Consider the following 24232-nt stretch of genomic DNA (forward strand, 5'->3'; position numbering starts at 1 on the left):
GTGGGACTTGCATGGAGAACAACGATCGTGCCGCGAATACGGGGTTAATCCGTCGGTCTGTCGGCCAACAGGTCGACGTAGGCCACCTCGACCAGGTCGTCGTCGGCGATATGCAGCCGTTCCATGAGCACCTGCGCATCGGCCTCGCCCAGGCGCGAGGACTCGCCGTCTGCGAGCACGACCTCCAGTTCCAGAAAGTCGCCGAGGCCCTCGACGTGATCGAGGTGAATCCGGGTCCGGTCGGCCAGGTAGAGGATCCGGCGCTTTCGGACGCGCCCGGTGGTTCCGAGCGCATCGGTCAGCACTGCGCGCAGGCCATCGGGATCCTCGGTGGGCGTGATGCGATACTCCGACTGCCCCGGGCCGGCCTGGTCCGGGCGGCGGTAGAAGATCAGCTCGCCGCTGCCGTTGCCGAAATCGCGCAGCTTCAAGCGCCCGTCACGGCAGGCGAAGAAGGTGTCGTCCTGTTCGATGGCCCAGGGGCCCTCGTCGGCGATTCGCGCCGCGCGCTCGGCCATGACCTCCGGATCGGCCACGCGGGCCTTGATTTCGATGTTTCTCGCCATCTGCCGCATTCTTGCTCGAAGGGAAAGCAGGGAGCAGAATAACGCAGCAGACAACAACAACGACATTCGAGGAGGATCACCATGACCGAGACGCATGCCACGAAGCCGCCGGTCCATTTCTGGATCATCGCCGTCATCGCCGTGCTCTGGAACGCCGTCGGCGCTTTCGATTTCCTGGCCACGCAGATTCAGCTTGAATCCTACATGTCGGCCTTCAGCGAGGAGCAACTCGCCTTCTTCTACGGCATTCCGACCTGGGCCGTGGTCACCTGGGGCATTGCCACCTGGGGTTCGCTGCTCGGGTCGCTGGCCATGCTGCCCCGCCTGCGCTGGGCCTACCACCTGTTCATCATCGCGCTGGTCGCGATGCTGGCGACCTCGTTCCAGAATTTCGTACTTTCCAACGGCGCGGAGATCATGGGAACCGGCGGCATGATCTTTTCGGGCGTGATCGTCGCCATCGGCATCTTCCTGGTGTTCTACAACCGGGCCATGCTCCAGCGCGGCGTGCTCAGGTAGACGCCAGGCTCCAATCAAACGCGGGCGCCGTCGTCATTCGGCGCCCGCCGATCGGGTACTCGACTTCCGGTCGTTGCAGTTCTACAGCCCGAGATCCTGCCACTCCAGCGGTTCACCGCCAGGCGCCGGCTCGGGATCGATGAGTCGATCCTCGGCCGCTTCCGCATTGCCATCGAGCACGTCGCGCACGCGATCCAGGGCCCGCCAGCCGTAGGGCAACAGCGGCACATAGCGCCCGGCCACGCCCGGCGCGCCGAGCAGCACGTCGAAGTGCTGGGCATTCTTCACTTCCCAGTAGCTCACATTGCCGCCGTTGGCGCGCACCTGCTCGACCCAGGGCCGGCTGCTGAAGGCTGCGGGGATCAGGCCGTCGTCTGCGCCGTGGATCACCATCACCGGCGCTTCGCCGGGCAGCGAAGCGGAGGCGCGCGTGGCCTCGACGGCTTCGTGCAACTGCCTCGTCTCGCTTCCCTTGCCGGCCCACAGGGACCGCAGGCATCGCAGCGCCGGCAGCTGGGCGTCCTGACCGTCGCCCAGTGAGTCGGTGAGGACGATGCCCTCTCCCGCGCCGACCCCGGAATGCAGGGCCCACCAGGCATGCCGCTGGGCGGCAGTCGCTTCCGGCGCGCTGTAGGCGAAGCCGCAGGGCATGTCGAGAGGCCCGCGCCGCAGGTAGGCCGAGGCATAGCTGGCACCGACCGTGCGCCACAGGCCGAGCACCACGTTCACGGCGGCCTGGTCGAGGGCGGGATCCTCGAAGCCCAGTTCGTTGAGGCGCGCCCGGGCCGCCTGCGCGTGGCCTTCTTCGAGCAGTCCGGCGCGCACCAGCGAGGCGCAGCGAACCTCGCCCATCGCCGCCAGCATCGGATTGCCCAGGGGCATGCCGCCGACCTTCTCCAGGTCGGCCAGCATGCAGGGCTGGTAGAGCGCGGCGGCCGTGGCGTAGTCGTAGAGCGGCGGCGCGCCGGGCGCGGTGACGTTGGGCGAGACGGCGACCACGGCGTCGAGCAAGCCAGCTTCGTCCAGCTCGGCTGCGCGCAGCACCGCGCCCCCGCCATTGGACAGGCCGGCGGCGATCACGCGGGTGTTGTCGGCCGAAATCTCGCCATCGAGTTCATCGGACAGAATCCCGAGGCCGAACTCCGCCGCCGCCAGAACGTGGCGGCCCCAATCGGCTTCGGGGTTGTCGCCGGAGTGGGCATGCGGCAGCGCGACGGTGGCCGGGTCCGGTGCCGGGCCTTCAGCCTCCTCGTCTCCCGTCGGTATCGCGGCGGGTTCGAAGCCCAATCGGGCCTCGCCGCGGGCAGCACGGGTGCCGTCCAGGCGCACGCCGGTTTCGCTGGCGTAGTCGAAGAAATCGGTGCCGGCTCCCTTGTCGGTGTAGACCACGGCGCAGCCGGCGGGCAAGGCCCAGGGTCCGGCCAGGGCGATAGCGCCATAGACCCCGCGCGAGCCGGAGGCGGGCGCTACGACTAGGCAGGGCGCTTCGGAATCGAAGGCGTCGGGAAGCTGGAGCAGCACGCGTACCGGGTGGTTCGCATCGGCAACGGTTACGAAGGCCTGGAACTCGCGCCCGGGCACGGCCGGCAGGTCGTCGAGCAGGCCGCCGAGACCGCCCGCGGGCGTGAAGCTCTGGATGCCGGTCCAGGACTTGTGGATGGCCATGCGGCGCAGTTCCGCCGCTGTCGGCGCTTCCGGATCGGCCGTCTGCGGCGCGTTGCCGGCAAGCCCGTCCAGACCCAGCCCCGCGGTCAGCAAATCGTCGCCGTCGCGATGCTCGGTGACCCGGATTTCGAGGTCGGCGGCAGCTTTGCCGTTGCCGGCGGAATCCTCGCCGGGGCTGCAGGCCGCGAGCAACGGAATCGCGAATAGGAGGACAGTCAGGTTCGATCGCATCATCGGCTCTCTGAGGGCGTTCGGAAATTCGGGAGCGTCACTTTAGCAGGGCGCATGCGCGCGCACCCAATGGACTTTGGTACAGCAGCCGCGGCCTTGTCGCTCTGCTAGTCTTTCGATCCTGGCCAATCCACCCTATCCGGAGTCCGACGCGAACATGACCGATCGCCCCCTGCGCATCCTGATCACCGGCGCCGGCAGCGGCATCGGCGCCGGCATTGCAGCCGACCTGGCCAAGGCCGGTCATACCATTCTCGCGACCGACCTCGACGGCTCGGCCGCCGAGGCCACCGCCGCAGCGATCACTGCGGCCGGCGGCACGGCAAGCGCCCATGCCCTGGACGTCACCAACGACACCGATGTCGACAGGCTGGTGTCCGAACTCGACGGCAACGTCGACGTGCTCGTCAACAATGCCGGGCTGCAACACGTCGCACGCCTGGAGGACTTTCCCATGGAGAAATGGGACCAGCTCGTCCAGGTCATGCTGACCGGGACGGCGCGCCTGACCCGGGCCCTGCTGCCGGGCATGCGCGAGCGCGGCTTCGGGCGCATCGTCAACATCGGCTCGATCCACTCGCTGGTGGCCAGCCCCTTCAAGAGCGCCTACGTGGCCGCCAAGCACGGCCTGACCGGCTTTTCCAAGGTGCTGGCGCTGGAAACGGCCGACACCGACATCACCATCAACACGGTCTGCCCGACCTACGTGAAAACCCCATTGGTCGAGAAGCAGATCGCCGACCAGGCGAAGACCCACGGCATCTCGGAGGACCGCGTGGTCGAAGAGATCATGCTCAAGCCCATGCCCAAGGGCGTGTTCATCTCCTTCGAGGAACTGGCCGGCATCTGCGCCTTCCTGGTCGGACCGGCCGCGCGCAACATCACCGGGCAATGCATCGTTGTCGATGGGGGGTGGACGGTGCAATGAGATCAGGTTTCGGGTTTCAGGTTTCAGTGTTCAGGAGCGCCCGGAATACCGAGAACGCCTTGCCGACAACCCGCGCGCCGTGCTCACCGGACACTCGATGGTGGCATCATCAATCTGGCGATCTGGTCGCCGACCAGACTCCGGACCCGATATTTTTTCCTGAAACCTGAAACCTGAAACCTGAAACCTGAAACCTGAAACCTGAAACCTGAATCCTGAAACCTTTATCCTTGGATCTCAATGGCCACCCGAGTCCTCATCGCAGACGATCACCCGCTGTTCCGCGGGGCGCTGGTGCAGGCCCTGGGGGCTTGCCTGGACGACGTCGAGATACTCGAGGCGCGCGATCTGCCTGAAACGACTGCCCTGCTCGAAGACAACGAGGACATCGACCTCGTCCTGCTCGACCTGCACATGCCGGGCAGTCACGGCCTGGCGGGGCTGGCGTCCATTCGATGCAATCACCCGGCCGTGGCCGTTGTGGTCGTTTCGGCCAACGAAGACCCGCGCGTCATCCGGCGCGTGCTCGATCACGGTGCGGCGGGCTTCATCCCGAAGAGTTCCGGGCTCGACGACATGACCGCCGCGCTCGACACCGTGCTCGACTGCCGGGAGTGGGTGCCGCCCCGCCTGGAGCGCGCCGTGGCCGAACTCGATTCCGACGATGAAGACCTGGTGCTGGCCGAGCACATCGCGGCCCTGACGCCGCAGCAGTTCCGTGTGCTGGCGCTGGTCGCCGACGGCTGGCTCAACAAGCAGATCGCCGACGAGCTGGGCATCCAGGAGCGCACCGTCAAGGCCCACATGAGCGAAATACTTCAGAAACTCGAGGTGCGCAACCGAACCCAGGCCGGCGTGGCGCTGCGACGGCTCGAACTGATCGATCCCGCCTCGCGCATCGGATAGGCAACCCGGTCAGGGCATCTCGAAACGGTCCTTGAACAATTCGTCGGGCGGCGGCGTGATGGTAAACGCCTGCTGTACACCGATTTCCGAGCTGTTGCCGTCGGCATCGATGACCATGGCCATCAGGTAACCGTTGTCGAAGGGCGGATCGATCGTGATCGTTCGGTTCGAGCCCGGTGCGACGTTGTAGCTGTCGACGTGGATGCGGTAGCCCTCACGGAAATCCTGGCTGTTGTAGTAGAAGTCCACCTGTAGCGGATAGGTCGACTGACCGGTGCCGCTGTCGACGAAATAGGTCACCGAGAGTTGACCGCCCACGTCATCCACCTGCGAGATGACGGGATAGTTCTGCATGTTGTTGGGTCCGCTGTCGACATCGCCGGCGTCGTTGGGCGTGTCGCCGTCGTCGTTGAGGTCGATGGCCAGGTCGGCATGGCCGCCGAAGTTGTTGTCCTCGAGGCGATTGCCGGTCCCGGCCGTGCTTCCGACGCGGATCCCGTCGTCGTTGTTCCAGACAACGTTGTCCGAAACGTCATTGAGCGAGGCACCGTCGGTCAGCAAGACGCCGCCGCGTCCATTGCCGAGGTCCACGAAACGCTGGCCGCCAATCGTGTTATCGCGAATGGTGTTGTTGTCGCCGTGGACCTGAATGCCGTCGGAGGCATTGAAACCGATGTGGTTGCCGGTGCAGCCCGCACCCTCGTCACCGATCACGTTGGCCCCACCAAGCACTCGGATGCCCTCTATGGCATTGCCGATATTCTCGTTGGACGAGCCGAGCCCGATGAGATTGCCGCACACGTCGTTGGTGGCGCCTTCGAGCAGGACACCATCGCTGTTGTCTCCGATGACGTTGTCGAGGATCTGGGTGTTGACGGCCGCCGCGCGCACGCGGATGCCGACGCCCGCGTTGCCGAACACCGATCCGTCCTGTTGCGCGCCGACGCTGTTGCCGGTGATGGTCGAAGTCACGCCGCTGACGACATCGATGCCGTCGTCGGCCATGCCGCCGATGCGGTTGCCCTGCAGCAGGTTGCCGCCGGCGGCCACGACGATGCCGTTGGCCCCGTTGCCCACGAGAGATCCGTTGAGGAAACCGATCTCGTTGCCCTGGACGGTGTTGTCTTCATCGGCGAGGTATACAGCATCGTTGTCGTTGTCGAAGATCTGGTTGAAAACGACCGAGTTGTTTGATCCGGCCGAGACCTGTACGCCGCGCTGCTGGTTCTGGTAGATCCAGTTTTCCTCGATCACGTTGCCGCTACTGGTCGCCAGGTTGCCCACATGAATGCCGTGACCGGCATTGGCAGCAATCAGGTTGCGCCGTCCCGCCACGGAATCGCCCACTTCGCTGCTTCCGCCGTTGAGTGAAATGCCGTTGCCGCCATTGGCGAAGATCTCGTTGACGTGGATTCGTTGTGTGCCCGTCGTCGTGCGGATGCCGTCGCCGGCGTTGTATTCGATGTAGTTGGGGCTGGTAATCGGACCCGACGCAGTGCCCGCGATGATGCCCAGGAAGTTGTCGGGCCCGACAAGCTGGATGCCGTGTCGAGAATTGCCGAACGCACTCCCGCCGGCCGGATTGGTTCCGATGTAGTTGCCTGCGATCTGACCATCGGCACCCAGTTGCACGTAGATGCCGTCCTCGGCATTGTTGGAAATCAGGTTGCCCCGCCCGCTGATTCCGATGGTCGGCGAGGTCACAACGTCCGTGCCGACGACGCAACGATCGCAGTTGCTGACGTACACACCGCTGCCGCCGTTGCCACCGGCAGCACCGTCATGGCGAACGCCGATCCAGTTGGAATCCAGCTCGACTGTCGAGCTGTTGACGATCTCGATCCCGTTGTCGGGAAAATTGAAGATCGCCAGGCCGCGAATCGTCACGGCCGCAGTGCTGGCCACGCGCAGTCCGTCAGCCGTCGTCCCGCCCAGAGAAGAACCGTCGAGCCGCACGAGCGGCGTGGCGTCGAGAACGGACGAAGCGCCCGTGTTGTAGCCGGGTGCCGTGGTCGCGTCGATGGTCACGACGGAAGAAATGGTGGGCAGGGGCGTTACGGGCGTGATCGTGAACAGGCCGACGGAGAATTCGATCAGGTGGCCGCCACCGAATGCATTGGCCTCCTCGATGGCGGCCCTGAGCGTGCATCGGGGCGGCCCGCCGACCGGGATGTCGCAAAAGCCGTCGCCAGGATTGGCGTCTGACGCATCACCGATATCATTGACGACGAAAGCCTGGGCAGCGCCGGCTGCCAGCAGCATGCCCAGGGCCACGAACCGATTGAGAGTATTCATCGAGTTGTCCTGCGAAATCCCGTCGTCAAGCAAATCGAAATCCCGGCGGTTTCTGTGACACGCCACGCAGGGCAGGCTGACTTACGCGGCGGAATGCGCCAGAATGAAGCCGGGACACCAGAAAGTCGCCTCGATCATGGTTCAAGCCTCAGACTCGGGATCTGCCGGCAGCGGTTTGTCGGAGTTCGGTCCCGACGGTACCGATCTCGACCGGGTCCGCCAGCTCTACCAGGAGTTGCGGCGCATCGCCCGGCGCGAGCGCCAGCTCATCCCCTCGGCGACGCTCAACACGACCGCACTGGTTCACGAGGTCTGGCTGCGCCTGGCCGCCGGAGAAAGCGAGTTCCGCGACCGGCGACATTTTCTCGGCGTGGCGGCGGTCGCCATGCGCCGGATGGTGGTCGACTACGCTCGCTATCGCCTGGCACAGAAACGCGGCGGCGACGCCGTCCAGGTGGAGCTGGGTGACGCCGACGCGGCCACGGTGACCGACATCGACCGAATCCTCGACATCGACCAGGCCATCGGCGACCTCGAGCAGCTCGATCCCCGCCTGGGCCGCCTGGTCGAACTTCGCTTCTTCACCGGCCTTTCCAACGAGGACGCAGCCGAAGTGCTCGAAGTCTCCCCGCGCACGGCAGCGCGCGACTGGAAACGCGCACGGGCGCTGCTGGCGGCCAGCCTGGAATGAAGATCAGCGCCTCGGACTGGGCAACCATTTCCGACCATTTCGATCGCCTGGCCGACCTGACTCGGGACGAGCGACAGGCCGAGCTCGACGCGCTGGACCTGGATCGCGTTCACCGCCGACAACTTCGCCACCTGCTGGAACAACACGACCGGGCCGACTCGCTGGGGCTGGACACGGGCGCTCCCGAACGGCTGGGGTTGGACCGAGACGAATCCGGCAAGGCAGACGCGCCGCCGCCCGACTGGCAGGGCCAGCGGCTCGGGCCCTGGCAGGTCGACGAGATCATCGGCCGCGGCGGTATGAGCGTGATCCACCGCGGGCACCGCGCCGACGGGCAATTCGAGAAGGAAGTGGCCGTCAAGGTACTCAAGCGCGCCAACCTGATCGGCGACGGCGAACGGCTGACGGAGGAAACGCGCATCCTCGCGCGCCTCGAGCACCCGGGCATCGCGCGACTGATCGACAGCGGCACAAGCGAGCAAGGTCACGGCTATCTCGTCATGGAACTCGTCCACGGCCGCGCGCTCGACGCCCATTGCCGGGAGCGCGAGCTGTCCGTGGCCGCCATCGTTAAGCTGGTCATCGAGGCGGCCCGGGCACTTGAATACGCTCACCAGCGCCAGGTGGTGCATTGCGACGTCAAGCCGGCCAACCTGCTGGTGCGCGACAACGGCCGGCTGTGCGTGGTCGATTTCGGCATCGCTGCAATGCTGCAGCGGCAACCCGACGCCGAGCGCCACCTGTATTGCTCGCCCGCCTATACGGCCCCCGAACGGTTCCGGCGGGCGCCGCCGGACACGAGCCAGGACATCTACTCCCTCGGCGCGGTACTCGAGGAACTGATCGCCGAAAGGTCGGATCGCGACCTCGCGGCGATTTGCGCCCAGGCGACAGCACGTCAACCGGAAGAGCGCTACAGCTCGATGACCCTGTTGCGGGCCGACCTGGAATCCTGGCAGGAAAAGCGTCCGGTCGCGGCGCGCCGGGGCGGGCGGACTTACGTCTTCGTCCGCTGGCTGCAGCGCCACTCGGTCGCGGCGAGTCTCGGCCTGTTGCTGGTTGCCAGCCTGACGCTGGGCATTGCCGCCGCGCTCTGGCAAGCTCGCGAAGCTCGTAGCGAAGCCGCCCGGGCCGTGGCCGCCCGCGATTTCCTGATCGGCATCTTCGAGTCGGCCGATCCCGCGTTGATGCGCGGCGAGGATCCGCCGGCCTCCGAGTTGCTTCGGCGCGGCGCCGACCGGGTCCGCTCGGCCATGGCCGATCAACCGCGCCTTCTCGCGGAACTGCTCCACGTCATCGGGCGGACTCAGCTCGAAAGAGGCCTGATCGCCGACGCGGCGAATTCGCTCGACGAAGCGCTGTCACTGGATGCGGCCGATCGGATGAGCGACCTTCGAATCTCCGCCCTTTCCGATCGGGGCATGGTCGCTTACGAACAAGGGCTTTTCGAAGATGCCGTGCGCTTCCTCGAGAGGTCGCGTGCGCTCGCGCTCGAGCACGACGTGAAAGGCACCCGACTGGCCCGGATCGAGGTGCGACTGGCCGACATGCTGTTGATCGTTCAGCAGGCGGATCGGTCGCTCTCCATCGCCGAGCGGGTCGTTAGTCGCCTGGCGGATGCGCCGACGGGACCCGCGGCATCGATCCGGGCCGACGCGCTCCGCGTCCAGGGTGCCGCCCTTCAGGAAACGGGCCGCCTGGCGCAAGCCCAGGCCGTGCTTGAGGCGGCGCTTGAACTCCAGAAGCGCCTGGACGACGACGAGATCCTGCTGGCGAAGATCGAGAACGATCTCGGCATCGTCCACTGGTACCAGGAGGACTTCGATGCGGCCGCGAGCGTCTTCGAACGCTCACTGCAACACAAACGGGCCGTCTACGGCGACGACCACCCCCAAACGCTCAGCACCCTGGGCAACCTGGCCGGGGTCAACATGGCCCGCGGCGACCACGCCGGCGCGGAATCGGCCTGGCGACAATCGCTGGAATCGCTGATGCGTGTGCACGATGGACCACACCCCGACATTGCCTACACCTGGGGCATGCTGGCCTGGTCTCACTACATGCGGGACGATTTCACGGGCGGGCTCGAACTCGTCGAGCGAGGCCTGGCGCACCGCGACGCCCTGCCGGAGGCCGACCTGGCCATGGTCAACTGGCTGCTGCCTCTCAGGAGCCTTATCCTGCTGGAACTCGACCGCACCCCGAGCCTGTCCGATCTGCAACGACCCGGGGAAGCCTGCGACGACCTGGACGGCATCAGCAGCCTGCAGCAGCGGTTCTGCCTGGCCCGGCGCCTGCTGGAAACCGATCCACCGGCCAACTGCCACACATCGGTCGTACCCGCGGCAGGCGCAGCCACCCTCGACTCGCTACCCGCGCGTTGGCGAGACGCCTATCGACTGTTGCGACAACGTTGCGCCGGCGATCCCGCGCCCCCCGGCGGGCACATCACGGCAGCGAAGGATCCGCGATGGCTGGCGAGCCGCTTGGACGAGCTCGCTGGCAAGCCGGGCCGCGATGCCGTCACCGGGCCCGACTGAATTCACTCAGAGTTCCGGCAGGATTCTCCAGAAGGCGTCGATGCAGGCCGCGCCCAGGTGCTTGCAGCGGTCGGGTGACCAGCCGATCTCCGGCATCGGCATGTCGGCATTGTCCTTGAAAGGCATCTCCAGCGTCATGGCCAGGCAATCGAAGGTCTCGGCCATGTAGTCGGTGTTCTTCTTCAGGTCGGCCGCGCTGCCGGGGGCATCCACCTCGTAGCCGATTTTCGTCTGGAAATCCGGGCTGATCCCGGCCAGCAGATTCTTGAAGGTGTCGAGCTGGTGCTGCTTGCGGTCGTTCCAGGAGGGCGTGCCCTCGGCGCCGGCGATGAAGTTGTACGGCAGCGCCTCGTCGCCGTGAACGTCAAAGCACATGTCCACGCCGGTGGCGTGCATCTTCCGGCGCGTGAAGTAGACCTCGGGCGACTCGGTCTCGGAGGGCTCGGCCCACTCACGGTTGAGGTTGCGCCCCTTCGCGTTGCAGCGCAGGTGACCGCGCACGGCGCCGTCGATGCACATATTCGGCACCAGGTAGACCACCGCCTCGTCGAGGAGCTTGCGCGACACCGGCTCTTCGGCATCGAGCAGGCGCTCCAGGAAACCTTCGACCCACCATTCGGCCATCGACTCGCCGGGATGCTGGCGGGCGATCACCCAGATCTTCTTGCGACCCTCGACCGGCTCGCCGATGCGCAGCATGGTGTGGGCGCGCCCGTCCGGCGTGCTGCAAAGGGCCTCGGCGCGAACGCGGGGGTCGACCAGCGCGGCGGCGATCAGGTTGTCGTGCTCGAGCTGCGAATACGGCGCGAAATAGGCGTAGTAGACGACGTCACTGTCGGGCTTGTGCTTGATGACCAGCTGCTTGCCGTCGAATTCGGTAGGGACGCGAAACCAGTGGACGCGGTCGAAACTCGCCACCGCCTGGTAATCCTCGAAACCGTCCACGTAGGACACCTCGCCGGCATTCTCGATGGTCATGCGGCAGTGCGTATCGCGCGCTCCGGACAACTGGAAGTGGAACCACTGCATGTGCTCCCCGCCGGCATCGGGCCGGATCTTGAGACGGATATTGTCCGGGGATTCGGCTTCCAGGACTTCGATATTGCCGCTGTCGAAGGTTGAATTGATTTGCATGGCTATATCCAGGTTTCAGGTTTCAGGTTTCAGGCCGCGAGTTTATCGCAGGGGTCAACGCGCCGTAGGTTCCGGCCAGCCGAAGACTTCGGCGGCGACGCGTGCGAACTCACCGGCCAGAGGCGCTTCAAGGCGGAGACGCCCGGCCTGCCGCGGATGGTCGAGTTCGAGCCGGCGGGCGTGCAGGAGCATGCGGTGGCATCCCAGGTGCTGGCGGAAAAGGCGGTTGTGGCGGCCGTCGCCGTAGGTGGTGTCGCCGATCAGGTGGTGAGAGATGTGCTTGAGGTGGCGCCGGATCTGGTGGCGCCGGCCAGTTTCGGGCACGGCCTCGAGCAGCGAATAGCGAGCGGTTTCGAATCCGCCGACCGGGATGGGCAACTCGCAGGTCGCCAGGCGCTCGTAGCGGGTCCTGGCGTCACGCGGCTCGGCATGCTTGTGCCGCGCGAGCGGATGGTCGACGGTACCCTGCTCTTCCGTCCAGCCCCGGACGACCGCGAGGTAACGCTTGTCGACGCTGCGGTCCATGAAGGCCTGCCCGAGCATCCTGGCGGTTTCGGGATCGAGGGCGAACAGCAGCACGCCGGAAGTGGCCCGATCGAGTCGGTGCACCGGCCAGACGCGCTGGCCGAGCTGGTCGCGCAGGTTCTGCATCACGAATTCACGATCAGTACCTATGCTGCTGCGGTGGACCATGATGCCGGTCGGCTTGTTGACCGCGCACAGCCATTCGTCGCGCAGCAGGATCTCGAAAGACACGGACCGGCCCGGCGCTCAGCAGTGACGCTCGGCGGCTTCTGCCAGTCGCTCGAGACTGTCGAGGAAGCGGCGCCGCTCCTCGGGTTCGAGCGCTTCGAGCAGGTCGCGCTCGAACGCCAGCGCGGCGGGCACGATGGCGTCATGGATCGACTCGCCCTCCTCGCTGAGGTAGAGCCGCTTGGCGCGGCGATCGGGGTGGTTCTCCCGTCGCTCGAGCCGGCCCGCGTCAAGCAGGCGGGAGACCGCCCGACTGACCGCGACCTTGTCCATCGCCGCGCGATCGGCGACCTCGGTGGCGGTCACCCCGGGATAGCGCCCGACGATGGCAATCACCCGCCACTCGGTGACGCCCAGGTCGAAGCGCGACTGGTAGGTGCGGGCAATCCCGTTGCTGATCCGGTTGGAGAGCACGGACAGGCGGTAGGGAAGGAAATCCTCGAGGTCGAGCATGGTCGAAGAGGTACGGGTCCGGCTTGAAAACAGTTACAAATGTAACTAATATCACGGGTCCGAGGCAAGGCCATTCTTTGCCCACTCATTCAACCATTCGCCTTTCGTCGAAACGCACAGTTGCAAGGAGACCGAATCATGACGCAGTCCCGCCCCAATCCGCTCGGCGTCGAGCAGTTCGAATTCATCGAGTTCGCCGCGCCCGAACCGGCGTTGCTGCACGACCTGTTCCAGCAGCTCGGTTTCACGGCCGTCGCACGCCACAAGGAACAACCGGTCACCCTGTACCGCCAGGGCGGCATCAACTTCCTGGTCAACGAGAGCACCGACTCGTTCGCCAGCGACTTCGCCGCTGCCCACGGCCCGTGCTGCACCGGCTTCGCGATGCGCGTGACCGATCCGAAGGCCGCGCACGAGGCCGTCCGCGCCAAGGGCGCCAAGGACATCGAGAACAAGCCCGACACCCTGCCGATCGACGTGCCCTGCATCGAAGGCATTGGCGGTTCCGTGCTGTATCTGACCAGCGGCGAGGAAGACGTCGACCGCCACTTCGACTTCGATCCGGCCGTCGACCGCCATCCCGAAGGCGTGAGCATGAACTTCATCGACCACCTTACCCACAACGTCTACAACGGCAACATGGGTCAGTGGGCGTCCTTCTACGAAGACCTCTTCGGCTTCTTTGAGGTGAAGTACTTCGACATCAAGGGCAAGGCGACCGGCCTGAAGTCCAAGGCCATGACCTCGCCGACGACGAAGATCGCCATCCCGATCAACGAGTCCGAAGACCCCAAGAGCCAGATCAACGAATACCTGGACGAGTACAAGGGTGAAGGCGTCCAGCACATCGCGCTCTACACCGACCGCATCTATGAAACGGTCGAGGCGCTGCGCGAGAAGGGCGTCGAGTTCCTCGACACGCCCGACACCTATTACGACGTCATCGACGAGCGCATTCCGAACCACGGCGAGGACGTCGAGCGCATGCGCAAGAACAAGATCCTGATCGACGCCGACCCGAACGACTCGAACAAGCAGTTGCTGCAGATCTTCACCAAGACCAATATCGGTCCTATCTTCTTCGAGATCATTCAGCGCAAGGGCAACGAAGGGTTCGGCGAGGGCAACTTCACCGCCCTGTTCGAAGCCATCGAGCGCGACCAGGAAAAGCGCGGCGTACTTTAAGAGAAGGTTTCAGGGTTCAGGGTTCAGGTTTCAGGAGCGGGTCAGCACCGCTCCTGGAGCCTGACCCGAACCTGGAGTCTTCGAAGCGGATGCATCCAAGACAGCCAATTCGGAGGCAGTCATGAAGAAGTGGATTTCTCATTCCAAGGTGGAAGGCAAGGCCAGCCGGCAGGCGCACACCAACCTGCCCGAAGGCACGTTTGAGCGCGAGATGGGCAAGGAAGGCTTTTTCGGCCCGGCCACGCACTTCTACCACCAGCACATGCCCACGGGCTGGACCGACTTCGAAGGCCCGCTGCAGCCGCGCGCCTTCGACACCACCAAGCTCGACGACAACGTGGGCTCTCCGTGGCAGGCGGCCGAGCTGCTCAGCAACGCCCACTGCAAGTTCCGCTGCTGGCACTCGGACGGCAAGATGGATCACCTGGTGCGCAACGGCGACGGCGATGAACTGCTGTTCATCCACGACGGCGCCGGCGAGCTGTTTTGCGACTTCGGCCATATGTCCTTCCGCGACGGCGACTACATCATGCTGCCGCGCGGCACCATGTGGCGCATCGAGTCCGACGGCCCGGTCGAGATGCTGCTCATCGAGGCGACCAACTCCAGCTACATGCTGCCCGAGAAGGGCCTGGTCGGTCCGCACGCCATCTTCGATCCGGCCATGCTCGACACCCCGGAAATCGACGACGCCTTCCGCGCCCAGCAGGGCGAGGACGAATGGAAGGTGCTGGTCAAGCGGCGCCACCAGATCTCGACCATCACCTACCCGTTCAACCCGCTCGACGCCGTCGGCTGGAAGGGCGACCTGATGCCGGTGCGCATCAACTGGCGCGACATCCGCCCACTGATGAGTCACCGCTACCACCTGCCGCCGTCGGCGCACACGACGTTCGTGGCGCATCGCTTCGTCATCTGTACCTTCACGCCGCGCCCGTTCGAGTCGAGCGAGGACGCCCTCAAGGTGCCGTTCTTCCACAACAACGACGACTACGACGAAGTGCTGTTCTACCACGCCGGCAACTTCTTCTCGCGCGACAACATCCACCCGGGCATGATGACGCACCACCCCTGCGGCTTCACCCACGGCCCGCACCCGAAGGCGATGAACAACGCCTTCACGCCCAAGACGGACAAGACCGAAGAAGTCGCCGTCATGCTCGACACGCGCGACGCCCTCGACGTCACCGAAGCGGCCGAAAAGATCGAGTGGACCGGCTACGTGGATAGTTGGAAGCCTAAGAACTGACGTTATTGGGTTTCGGGTTTCAGGTTTCAGGTTTCAGGGGCCAGTGGCGGCGATTCGGGATCGTTGCCGAAAAACCGGATGACGTGCTGACTGCCACGTCGCCATGAGGCTCACCCCCGAAATCGGAATTCGTGTTGTTTTTCCTGAAACCCGAAACCTGAACCCTGAAACCTCAAACGCAATCTAGCGCCAACACGCTTACCAGACTCACAAGACACTCATTCGAGGCGAATCAATCATGAAACTAGCAACACTGAAGGAAGGCGGTCGCGACGGTACGCTGATCGTCGTTAATCGAGACCTCACACGCGCCGTTTCGGCAACCGATATCGCCCCGACCCTCCAGGCCGCGCTGGACGACTGGGACGCGGCCGCGCCGCGCCTGGCCAGCCTGTTCGACGACCTGATGAACGGCACGGCCGAAGGCAGCTTCGACCTCGACATCGACCGGCTGGCCGCCCCGCTGCCGCGCTGCTTCCAGTTCGTCGACGGCTCGGCCTACCTGCCGCACGTCGAACGCGTGCGCAAGGCACGCGGGGCCGAGGTGCCGGAGAGCTTCTTCACCGACCCGCTGATGTACCAGGCCGTCTCCGACGGATTCCTGGCGCCGCACGACCCCATCTCCATGGCCTCGACCGAATGGGGTATCGACTTCGAGTCCGAGATCGGCGTCTTCACCGACGACGTGCCGATGGGCGCCACGCCCGAGGAGTGCGCCGAGCACATCCAGCTGGTGACCATCCTCAACGACGTCTCGCTGCGCAACCTGATCCCCGGCGAACTGGCCAAGGGCTTCGGCTTCCTCCAGTCCAAGCCGCGCTCGGCGCTGGCCCCGGTCGTCGTGACGCCCGACGAGCTGGGTGACGCCTGGCAGGACACCAAGCTCAACCTGCCGCTGCTGACCCATCTCAACGGTGAACTCTTCGGCGAACCGGAAGCCGGCGAGGACATGCAGTTCAGCTTTGCCGAACTGGTCGCGCATGCCGCCAAGAGCCGCCCGCTGGCGGCCGGCTCCCTGGTCGGTTCGGGCACCATCGCCAACCAGGACACCAGCCGCGGCGCCTCCTGCCTGGCCGAGAAGCGCATGCTAGAGATCATCGCCGACGGCAAGCCGAGCACGCCTTTCATGGACTTCGGCGACGTGGTGCGCATCGAGATGAAGACCCGCGAAGGCGAGTCCATCTTCGGCGCCATCGAGCAGAAAGTGGTTCAGTACGAGCGATAAAGAAGGTTTCAGGGGTTCAGGTTTCAGTGTTCAGGAGCACTTGGAGAGCCGGCGCATGTGACGTCGACAGGCTTGGCGCCGTGCAATCGGTTCGCCAGGAACGACACAACGGGATCCGGTACACCGGTTCCCTTTGGTTTTCCTGAAACCTGAAACCTGAAACCTGAAACCCAATAGATCGCAGCCGAAGCGACCCAAAGATGCCCCAAACCAAACAGATGGTTCTATATTCCTACTGGCGCTCCTCAGCCAGCTACCGGGTGCGCATGGCGCTCAAGCTCAAGGGCCTGGATCACGAGATCCGGCCCGTGCACCTGGTGCGAGACGGCGGCGAGCAGTTTGCCGACGACTACACGGCGCTCAACCCGCAGCAGCTGGTGCCGACGCTGATCGACGGCGAGACCGTCATCACGCAGTCGATGGCGATGCTCGAGTACCTGGAGGAGCGCCACCCCGAGCCCGCACTGCTGCCCGGCGACCATGCCGGGCGTGCACGGGTACGCGCCATCGCCCAGGCGATCGCCTGCGAAATTCACCCGCTCAACAACCTGCGCGTGCTCAAGTACCTGACGGGGACGGCCGGTCTCGACGAAGACGCCAAGCTCGCCTGGTACCGACACTGGACGGAAACCGGCCTGGCTGCCGTCGAGCGCATGCTCGACAATCCGGGCACCGGGCGATTCTGTCACGGCGATGAACCGGGCCTGGCCGATTGCTGTCTGTTGCCACAGGTCTATAATGCCGAGAGATTCGAGTGCAACATCGCGCAGCTCAAGCGCATTCGCCGCATCTGCGAAGCACTCGGAAAGATCCCGGCCGTGGTCGAAGCCATGCCGGAAAACCAGCCCGACGCGGCCTGATTCCGCGTCAATCCGAAAAGACGAAACCAGTGACCGACCCGATGAAGCCAATTCGCCTGCTCGCCGCGGCCGCCGCGCTGGCGCTGCTGGCCGCCTGTGCCACGACGCCGCCCGACCCCGCCATGCTCGACAACGCGCGCAACGCCATCAGTCAGGCCGAGGCCGCCAACGCCGAGGAATACGCGCCGATCGAGTTGCGCTACGCCCACGAACGCCTGCAGCAGGCCAGCCAGGCCCTCGAGAACGAACGCCCGGACGATGCCCGGCGACTGGCCGAACAGGCCGAGATCGAGGCCCAGCTGGCCCTGGCACGTACCCGAGCCGCGCTCGCCCGAGCCGAACTGCAGCGCAAGCAGGAAGAACTCGAGCAGGTGCGCGCCGACCTGGTCGAGGTGTTCGGCGAGGGGGTCGTGCAGCCATGAGCCGAATGCAGACCACCGTCAGAATCACCCTCACGGCGCTGATCATCGCCGCCCTGGCCGCCTGCGCGGTCCAGCCGCCGCGCGAGAACGCCGCGCTGCGCAACCTGAACAACGACCTCGAGGAGTTCCGGGCCAACACCGAGTTGTCCGAACGTGTGCCGCTGGCCGTTTCCGACGCCGAGCGCGCGGTGCGCGCCGCCAGCGCGGAGGGCCTGTCCGAGGCCGAGCTTTCGCACCGCATCAATCTGGCGGCCAAGCGCATCGAGATCGCCCGCGCCGAGGCCTTTCGGGCCCAGGCGCGCGAGCAGATCGACGCCGTCGAGGCCGAGCGCACCGAACTGCTTCTGCGCGCCAGCCGCCTCGAGGTCGAGCAGGCGCGCCGTGAGGCCGAACGCGCCCTGATGCAGAGCCAGGCGGCGACCGAGGAAGCCGAGCGCACGCGCCTGGAGGCGATGACCGCCGAGGAACTTCGCGAGGAAGCCGCACGCCGGGAGCAGCAGGCCCGCGAGGAAGCCGAGGCCGCCCGGCGCCTGGCGGAAGCCCAGGCCAGCGAGATCGAGCTGGCCCGACGCGAGGCCGAGCTGGCCACCGAGGCCGCGGAATCCATGCGCCGCCGCCTGGATTACCTGGAGCTGCGCGAAACCGACCGCGGAGTCGTGGTGACGCTCGGCGACGTGCTGTTCGCGAGCGGCGAAACCACCCTGCAACCCGAGGCCCGCAATCAACTGGGCGACGTGGTCAAGCTCGTCGAGGGCGAACCCGAAAAGCAGATCCGCATCGAAGGGCACACCGACTCGACCGGATCGTCGGCGGCCAACATGCGCATTTCGCGCCTGCGGGCCGAAGCGGTGCGTGACGCCCTGGTCGAAGAAGGCATCGACGCCAGCCGGATCCAGGCCGTCGGCATGGGGGAGGACTTCCCCATCGCCAGCAACGAATCGGCCGAAGGCCGCCGCAAGAATCGCCGCGTGGACGTGATTCTGCTCAACGACTGACCGGGCCGCTCCCAACCCTTGAACTGGCCGGGAGTTGACGCTATAAAGTGAGTGTGATGGTTGATTTCTCGAGCGCGTCGCTCGCAGCATCCAGCCGCCGCAGGAACGAATCTGCACCAGCGCGCCCTGCGGCGCCGCATCCCACCTCCCGAATTCACACGGGCCGCCGAAGTGCGGCCCGTTGTTTTATGCGCGGGGCCGGACGGCTTCGCGCACACTCATGGACCCAACCGAAAAGGAGTCTGCCCATGTTCGAAAGTCAGAAGGATCAGATGGAAATCATGCTCAAGGGCAACGAAGAATTCCGTCGCCTCTACAACCATCACCAGCAGCTCGAAAAACGGGTCGTGGCCGCCGAAAACGGTACGGCGCCGATGGAGGATCTGGCGCTGAACCAGCTCAAGCGCGAAAAGCTCCGCACCAAGGACCAGCTCACTCGAATGATGGAACAGGGCCAGGCCGCCTGACCCCGGCCGGAACCGATTCCTGCCAGACGCCCGGCCACCGCGCCGGGCGTCTTGCGTTTCGGGCCTGCCGACGGGAGCGCCTTGCTCCCGACGGACGGTTTGAGCTATCGTGGCCGGCTGGCAACCGACCCGACCAGAGCCCCTTCCAATGAGCGTCTACGGCAACACACTCGAATTGATCGGCAACACGCCGATCGTGCGCGTCAACAAGCTGGACACCGGCCCCTGCGAGCTCTACCTCAAGCTCGAGAACCAGAATCCGGCTGGATCGATCAAGGATCGCATCGCCCTGAAGATGATCGAGGAGGCCGAGAAACGCGGCGACCTCAAGCCGGGCGCGACCATCATCGAAGGCACGGCCGGCAACACCGGGCTGGGGCTCGCCCTGGTCGCCGCGCAGAAGGGCTACCGCCTGATCCTGGTCATCCCGGACAAGATGAGCCGGGAGAAGATCTCCAACCTCAAGGCCATGGGCGCGGAAGTGGTCATCACCCGCTCCGACGTCGGCAAGGGCCACCCCGAGTACTACCAGGACCTGGCCGAGAAGCTGGCCGGGGAGACCGAGAACAGCTACTTCATCAACCAGTTCGGCAATCCCGACAACCCCAAGGCGCATGAAGAGGACACCGGCCCGGAAATCCTCAGGCAGATGGACGGTGATCTCGACGCGATGGTGATCGGCGTCGGCTCCAGCGGCACCATCACGGGGCTTTCGCGCCACTTCGCCAAGGCCGCGCCCGAGCTGGAACTGGTCCTGGCCGACCCGGAGGGCTCGATCCTGGCCGACTACATCGCCACCGGCAACGTACGCGACGATGCCGGCGGCTGGCTGGTCGAGGGCATCGGCGAGGACTTCCTGCCGTCCATCAGCGACTTCTCGCGCGTGCACAAGGCCTATTCGATCTCCGACAAGGAGAGTTTCCTGACCGCGCGCCTCCTGCTCGAGAAGGAAGGCCTGTTCGGCGGCTCGTCCACGGGCACGCTGCTGGCGGCCGCGCTGAAGTACTGCCGCGAACAGACCGAACCGAAGAAGGTGCTCACCTTCGTCTGCGACACGGGCAACAAGTACCTGTCGAAGATGTACAACGACACCTGGATGCGCGAACAGGGCTTCCTCGACACCGACGAGTTCGGCGACCTGCGCGACCTGATCGCACGCCCGGCCGCCACCCGCGACGCCATCACGGTGGGCCCCAAGGAGCCGCTTTCGAACGCCTACAAGCGCATGAAGCTCTACGACGTCTCACAGCTGCCGGTCGTCGACGGCAAGCGCATCGTCGGCATCATCGACGAGTCGGACCTGCTGATGGCCGTCTACGACAACGAGGAGCGCTTTGCCGAGCCCGTCTCGACGGCGATGGTCAGCAAGCTCGAATCCGTCCAGGTCGACGGCACCATCGACGACCTGCTGCCGATCTTCAACCGCGACCTCGTCGCCATCGTCCTCGACGGCGAGGAGTTCATGGGCCTGATCACGCGCGTCGACCTGCTGAACTACCTGCGCCGCCGGGCCGACCGGTAATCGGGTTGGCTGGTTTGCTCGTTTGCTGGTTCGCTGGTTGAAGACCACGGGAACCAGACGCACGAGCCAACTAGCCAACCAGCCAACTAGCCAACCAGCCAACTAGCCAACCAGCCAACTAGCAAACCAGTCAACGAGCAAACGCAATGACCAAACTCGCCACACGCGTCATCCACGCCGGCCAGGCGCCGGATCCGTCGAACGGGGCCATCATGACCCCGATCTACCAGACGTCGACCTACGTGCAGAAGAGCCCGGGCGACCACCAGGGCTTCGAGTACTCGCGCACGCACAATCCGACCCGCAAGGCCTGGGAGGCCTGCATCGCCGATCTCGAGGGCGGCAGCCACGGCTTCGCCTTCGCCTCGGGCATGGCCGCGGTCGACACGCTGATGCACCTGCTCGAGCCGGGTGACCACGTGCTGGCCATGCACGACCTCTACGGCGGCACCTGGCGCCTGTTCGAGCGCGTGCGCCGCCGCTCCTCGGGCCTGGAGTTCAGCTTCGCCGACCTGGCCGACGTCGACGCCGCCCGCGCCGCGCTGACCGACAAGACGAAGATGATCTGGGTCGAGACGCCGACCAACCCGATGCTGCAATTGGTCGACATCGCGGCCATGGCCGAGCTGGCGCGCGAGGCGGGTGCGATGCTGGTGGTCGACAACACCTTCGCCACGCCGATGCTGCAGCAGCCCATCGCGCTGGGCGCCGACGTGGTCCTGCACTCGGTGACCAAGTACCTCAACGGCCATTCCGACATGGTCGGCGGCGCGCTGGTGGTCAACGACGACAAGCTGGCCGAAGACATTCACTTCATCCAGAATTCCGCCGGCGGCGTCCAGGGACCCTTCGACTCCTGGCTGGTGATGCGCGGGGTCAAGACCCTGGCGCTGCGCATGGCCGCCCACTGCGAAAACGCCGGCCGCATCGCAGAATGGCTTTCCCAGCACCCCAAGGTCGAGAAGGTCATCTACCCCGGCCTGGACAGCCATCCGCAGAAGGCCCTGGCCGAGAAGCAGATGTCGGGCTTCGGGGGCATGGTCAGCTTCGACATCGGCGGCGACCTCGACCGCGCGCGGCGCTTCCTGGAGAACACTCATCTGTTCGCCCTGGCCGAGTCCCTGGGCGGCGTGGAGTCCCTGGTCAACCACCCGGCCATCATGACCCACGGTTCGGTGCCGAAGGAAAACCGCGACAAGCTGGGTATCACCGACACCCTGATCCGCCTGTCGGTCGGCATCGAAGACGTCGACGACCTGATCGAAGACCTCTCGACGGCGCTGGACCACGTTTAATCGAAGATCATGTCGTGATCAGGACTGATATGTTGTCGGGACTCTCGCAAAGGCGCCAAGGCGCAAGGATCGCAAAGGAAATCAACACGGAAGAAAAGAAGTCCGCGCCCCGAAGAAAATCGCTGCTGACAACTTTCTTTTTTCTGTTTTCCTTTCACTTTTTCATTGCGACCCTTGCGCCGTTGCGCCTTTGCGAGAAATCCGTCCCAGAGCGCTAGAATAAACACCGGATCCACCCCGAGACACCCATGCAATTTCGCCTGAAAGCCGCCTCCGGCCCGCACACGGGGAAGAACTTTCCGCTCGAGGAAGAGGACACTTCCATCGGCTCGGCCGAGGGTTCCGACATCCAGCTCGACGGTCTGATGGAGCGCCACGCGCGGATCGTTTACGACGGCGAGACCCTGATGCTCGAGCCGGCCGGCAAGGCCTGGGTCAACGGCGAGCCCGTGCAGCGCCGCCCGCTGAAATCGGGCGACGAGATCCGGCTCGGTGAGCATCGTTTCGTGCTGCAGGCCCCGGGACTGCGTCCGCCGAGCGTGCTCAAGGACACCGAGGCACGCCCTTCGCGCACCTGGCTGTGGACGGCCATCGGCGTGGCCCTCGCCGCCGGCGGCGCGGCGGCCGCTTACTACTACTTCTGGCCGCTGCAGTAAGAGATCAGAACAAGGGAACCACGGAGGACACGGAAATCACGGAGTGAATCAAGAAGGAATTTTTCCCGTGCATTCCGTGTTTTCCGTGGTTCCATTCTTTTCAGGCGGCGCCCCCACGAGCCGGAACCCGACTCATTCGTAGTCCACCAGCTCGCGCAGCACAGAGGTGGCGTAGCTGCCGGTTCCCAGCGAAAAGACCAGCTTCAGCGTGCGCTCCTCGGGGAAGGACCACTCGAGATCGCCCACGCGCATGCGCAGGGGGCGCCGCTCCTGCTTCATGCCGAACTTCGCCAGGCCCTCGACCAGTTCGCGGTGGGCCTCGAACTGCCGGTTCTCGATCTCGGCGGCCTCGCCTTCGGCGGGACTGTCGCCCTGCCCCGGCAGCGGACCGCTGGGATGAATATCCTGTTCGGCGCAGCGGCGGACCTGGTCGGGATCGTCCGGATCGGCGGCGAAGAAGGAGCGACTGCCGTCGAGCATGGCCAGGTCGCCATCGATCAGGCGGTTCCAGTCGCCGCGGCGGATGCGCTCGTCGAGCACGTGGTTGAACACCAGGCTACGCGCGGCCGACAGGTAGAAGCCGCGCTTGATCTTGGACGGCTTGCGGCGCATCTCGCCGCGGAAGAGCGCGAGAGCGCGAGCAATGTTGTTGCCGCCGAAACGCTGCTCGCCGAAGCCGTTGGGCACGCCGTGGTCGCGCACCGCGGCCAGCCGTTCCTCGAGCGCCCCGAGGTCGCCTTCCAGTTCGCGCACGACCAGCTCGAAGCGGTTGCCGCGCAGGCGGCCGCGCTTGATCTTGCGCGAGCTGCGCGAGGCCGACTCGATGGTCACGCCGTCGATGCGCCACTGCGACCAGTCGGGCGAGTCGGTTCCGGGGAGATGGATGGAAAAATACTGCCGGGTGACCGCGTTGCGGTCCTTGAGGCCGGCAAAACCGACCTGGCGGATGTGCACACCGGCGGCGCGCGCCAGGTCGGCGGCCACGTCCACCGTATTGCGTTCCCGCTTGGCCACCCATAGCCAGAGGTGCTCCCCCTGGCCGTCGGGTTCGTGCCCGAGCACCTCGTTGACCGCGAAGTCCTCGGGCTCGAGGCGGATTCGCCCGGTGGCGGGAGGCCCGCCCCAGGCGAATCCGGGTTGACGAGCGTTGTCTTCGCTCACTGATTGTCCTCGACGCGGTAGACCACCGTGTTGTAGGGCGCCCGCCGATCCCTGCCGGTGAAGTGCGCGCCGATGTAGTAGGTCTTGCCCGCCTCGACGACGACCTCGATCTCGTTGATGTCGTCGCGTTCGCGCAGGCGACCCCGCATCGAGCTCAGCCCGCCGGGATTGGTGATTTCCGGCGACACCGTCAGCGTGTACTTGCCCGGCTTGAGCCAGAACACCTCGCGCGGGATGATCTGCTGACCGTCGATGGCGACGACCCGGACCGGGTAGATGTCGCGGGCGGGCTGGGCCGGCGCACCGACGATGGAGCCCGACGCCTCGCCGGAATCGGCGAACGGCAGTTCGGCCAGCGCCGGCAACGCGGCCAGGCCGATTGCCAGGCCGGCCACCAGGTTGATGAGCATCCTTCTTGATTGCATGACAACCTCCTCGTGCTGTCTTGTTCGTGAATGTGCCGACAGGATGGGCCTTCGCCGCCGCCCCGACCATGGACATTCACTGAAATCGT

Annotated in this window: 22 protein-coding genes and 1 pseudogene; 15 read left to right on the forward strand and 8 right to left on the reverse strand. The window is 65.4% G+C overall.

What is annotated here, in order from left to right:
- Positions 1–44 precede the first annotated feature (44 nt).
- Positions 45–566 (reverse strand): class IV adenylate cyclase, encoded by a 522-nt coding sequence (locus tag DZC52_RS04945; protein ID WP_116650139.1) that lies wholly within the window; start codon positions 564–566, stop codon positions 45–47.
- A gap of 81 nt (positions 567–647) precedes the next feature.
- Here DZC52_RS04945 and DZC52_RS04950 point away from each other — a divergent pair, with 81 nt between their 5' ends.
- Positions 648–1085, forward strand: coding sequence for a hypothetical protein (locus DZC52_RS04950; protein ID WP_116650020.1), 438 nt, complete (start codon positions 648–650; stop codon positions 1083–1085).
- An 81-nt stretch (positions 1086–1166) separates the two neighbouring features.
- Here the strand turns inward: DZC52_RS04950 and DZC52_RS04955 are convergent, their stop codons facing one another.
- Positions 1167–2984: a 3-hydroxybutyrate oligomer hydrolase family protein gene (locus tag DZC52_RS04955; protein WP_116650021.1), complete on the reverse strand. Its 1818-nt coding sequence runs from the start codon at positions 2982–2984 to the stop codon at positions 1167–1169.
- A 154-nt stretch (positions 2985–3138) separates the two neighbouring features.
- On the opposite strand from DZC52_RS04955, the gene DZC52_RS04960 reads away from it, so the two are divergent.
- Positions 3139–3909: a 3-hydroxybutyrate dehydrogenase gene (locus DZC52_RS04960; RefSeq protein WP_116650022.1), complete on the forward strand. Its 771-nt coding sequence runs from the start codon at positions 3139–3141 to the stop codon at positions 3907–3909.
- Positions 3910–4149: 240 nt separating this feature from the next.
- Entirely contained in the window at positions 4150–4815 is a 666-nt protein-coding gene (locus tag DZC52_RS04965; protein ID WP_116650023.1) for a response regulator transcription factor, read from the forward strand.
- 9 nt (positions 4816–4824) lie between these two features.
- Here DZC52_RS04965 and DZC52_RS04970 read toward each other — a convergent pair whose 3' ends face one another.
- The gene (locus tag DZC52_RS04970) at positions 4825–7110 is read right to left on the reverse strand and encodes a right-handed parallel beta-helix repeat-containing protein (RefSeq protein ID WP_147307610.1); all 2286 of its coding nucleotides are present in this window, start codon (positions 7108–7110) and stop codon (positions 4825–4827) included.
- A gap of 136 nt (positions 7111–7246) precedes the next feature.
- Between DZC52_RS04970 and DZC52_RS04975 the strand changes: the two genes are divergently transcribed.
- Positions 7247–7801, forward strand: a complete 555-nt coding sequence (locus DZC52_RS04975; protein ID WP_181918786.1) for an ECF-type sigma factor — start codon at positions 7247–7249, stop codon at positions 7799–7801.
- Positions 7798–10341: a serine/threonine-protein kinase gene (locus DZC52_RS04980; RefSeq protein WP_116650026.1), complete on the forward strand. Its 2544-nt coding sequence runs from the start codon at positions 7798–7800 to the stop codon at positions 10339–10341. Before DZC52_RS04975 ends, DZC52_RS04980 begins: the two co-directional genes overlap by 4 nt.
- A 6-nt stretch (positions 10342–10347) precedes the next feature.
- Here the strand turns inward: DZC52_RS04980 and DZC52_RS04985 are convergent, their stop codons facing one another.
- The 3 genes from DZC52_RS04985 to DZC52_RS04995 are packed head-to-tail and all read right to left on the reverse strand — an operon-like array spanning position 10348 to position 12681.
- Positions 10348–11475 (reverse strand): M14 family metallopeptidase, encoded by a 1128-nt coding sequence (locus DZC52_RS04985; RefSeq protein ID WP_116650027.1) that lies wholly within the window; start codon positions 11473–11475, stop codon positions 10348–10350.
- Positions 11476–11529: 54 nt separating this feature from the next.
- Positions 11530–12231, reverse strand: coding sequence for a pseudouridine synthase (locus tag DZC52_RS04990; RefSeq protein WP_116650028.1), 702 nt, complete (start codon positions 12229–12231; stop codon positions 11530–11532).
- Between the two features lie 15 nt (positions 12232–12246).
- On the reverse strand, positions 12247–12681 hold the full coding sequence (locus DZC52_RS04995) for a MarR family winged helix-turn-helix transcriptional regulator (protein WP_116650029.1): 435 nt from the start codon (positions 12679–12681) through the stop codon (positions 12247–12249).
- A gap of 138 nt (positions 12682–12819) precedes the next feature.
- Here DZC52_RS04995 and hppD point away from each other — a divergent pair, with 138 nt between their 5' ends.
- The 10 genes and pseudogenes from hppD to DZC52_RS05050 all read left to right on the forward strand — a co-directional run bounded on the left by hppD (position 12820) and on the right by DZC52_RS05050 (position 22557).
- Positions 12820–13866, forward strand: coding sequence for a 4-hydroxyphenylpyruvate dioxygenase (gene hppD / locus DZC52_RS05000; protein ID WP_116650030.1), 1047 nt, complete (start codon positions 12820–12822; stop codon positions 13864–13866).
- 121 nt (positions 13867–13987) lie between these two features.
- Positions 13988–15115 (forward strand): homogentisate 1,2-dioxygenase, encoded by a 1128-nt coding sequence (locus DZC52_RS05005; RefSeq protein WP_116650031.1) that lies wholly within the window; start codon positions 13988–13990, stop codon positions 15113–15115.
- 238 nt (positions 15116–15353) lie between these two features.
- Complete coding sequence (locus DZC52_RS05010; protein ID WP_116650032.1) at positions 15354–16340, forward strand: fumarylacetoacetate hydrolase family protein; 987 nt, start codon at positions 15354–15356, stop codon at positions 16338–16340.
- 200 nt (positions 16341–16540) lie between these two features.
- Positions 16541–17200, forward strand: coding sequence for a maleylacetoacetate isomerase (gene maiA / locus DZC52_RS05015; RefSeq protein ID WP_245960762.1), 660 nt, complete (start codon positions 16541–16543; stop codon positions 17198–17200).
- A 41-nt stretch (positions 17201–17241) separates the two neighbouring features.
- On the forward strand, positions 17242–17622 hold the full coding sequence (locus DZC52_RS05020; protein ID WP_116650033.1) for a DUF4398 domain-containing protein: 381 nt from the start codon (positions 17242–17244) through the stop codon (positions 17620–17622).
- Positions 17619–18617 (forward strand): OmpA family protein, encoded by a 999-nt coding sequence (locus DZC52_RS05025; RefSeq protein WP_147307611.1) that lies wholly within the window; start codon positions 17619–17621, stop codon positions 18615–18617. Before DZC52_RS05020 ends, DZC52_RS05025 begins: the two co-directional genes overlap by 4 nt.
- 248 nt (positions 18618–18865) lie before the next feature.
- On the forward strand, positions 18866–19084 hold the full coding sequence (locus DZC52_RS05030) for an HP1242/YdcH family protein (protein ID WP_116650035.1): 219 nt from the start codon (positions 18866–18868) through the stop codon (positions 19082–19084).
- A 148-nt stretch (positions 19085–19232) separates the two neighbouring features.
- On the forward strand, positions 19233–20606 hold the full coding sequence (locus DZC52_RS05035) for a pyridoxal-phosphate dependent enzyme (protein WP_116650036.1): 1374 nt from the start codon (positions 19233–19235) through the stop codon (positions 20604–20606).
- Positions 20607–20749: 143 nt separating this feature from the next.
- Positions 20750–21901, forward strand: a pseudogene (locus tag DZC52_RS05045) (cystathionine gamma-synthase); the annotation flags it as partial.
- 248 nt (positions 21902–22149) lie between these two features.
- A complete protein-coding gene (locus DZC52_RS05050; protein WP_116650038.1) occupies positions 22150–22557 on the forward strand; it encodes an FHA domain-containing protein in 408 nt (135 codons plus the stop codon).
- Between the two features lie 132 nt (positions 22558–22689).
- Here DZC52_RS05050 and truD read toward each other — a convergent pair whose 3' ends face one another.
- Together truD and DZC52_RS15700 are read right to left on the reverse strand one after the other, a co-directional pair.
- Positions 22690–23718 carry a tRNA pseudouridine(13) synthase TruD gene (gene truD / locus DZC52_RS05055; RefSeq protein WP_245960763.1) on the reverse strand — a complete coding sequence of 343 codons (1029 nt, stop codon included), beginning with the start codon at positions 23716–23718 and terminating at the stop codon, positions 22690–22692.
- Positions 23715–24143 carry a hypothetical protein gene (locus tag DZC52_RS15700; RefSeq protein WP_245960764.1) on the reverse strand — a complete coding sequence of 143 codons (429 nt, stop codon included), beginning with the start codon at positions 24141–24143 and terminating at the stop codon, positions 23715–23717. The genes truD and DZC52_RS15700 overlap by 4 nt, the downstream gene beginning before the upstream one ends.
- Positions 24144–24232 lie beyond the last annotated feature (89 nt).

The sequence above is a fragment of the Wenzhouxiangella sediminis genome (assembly GCF_003410055.1).
In the GTDB taxonomy this organism is placed as follows: domain Bacteria; phylum Pseudomonadota; class Gammaproteobacteria; order Xanthomonadales; family Wenzhouxiangellaceae; genus Wenzhouxiangella; species Wenzhouxiangella sediminis.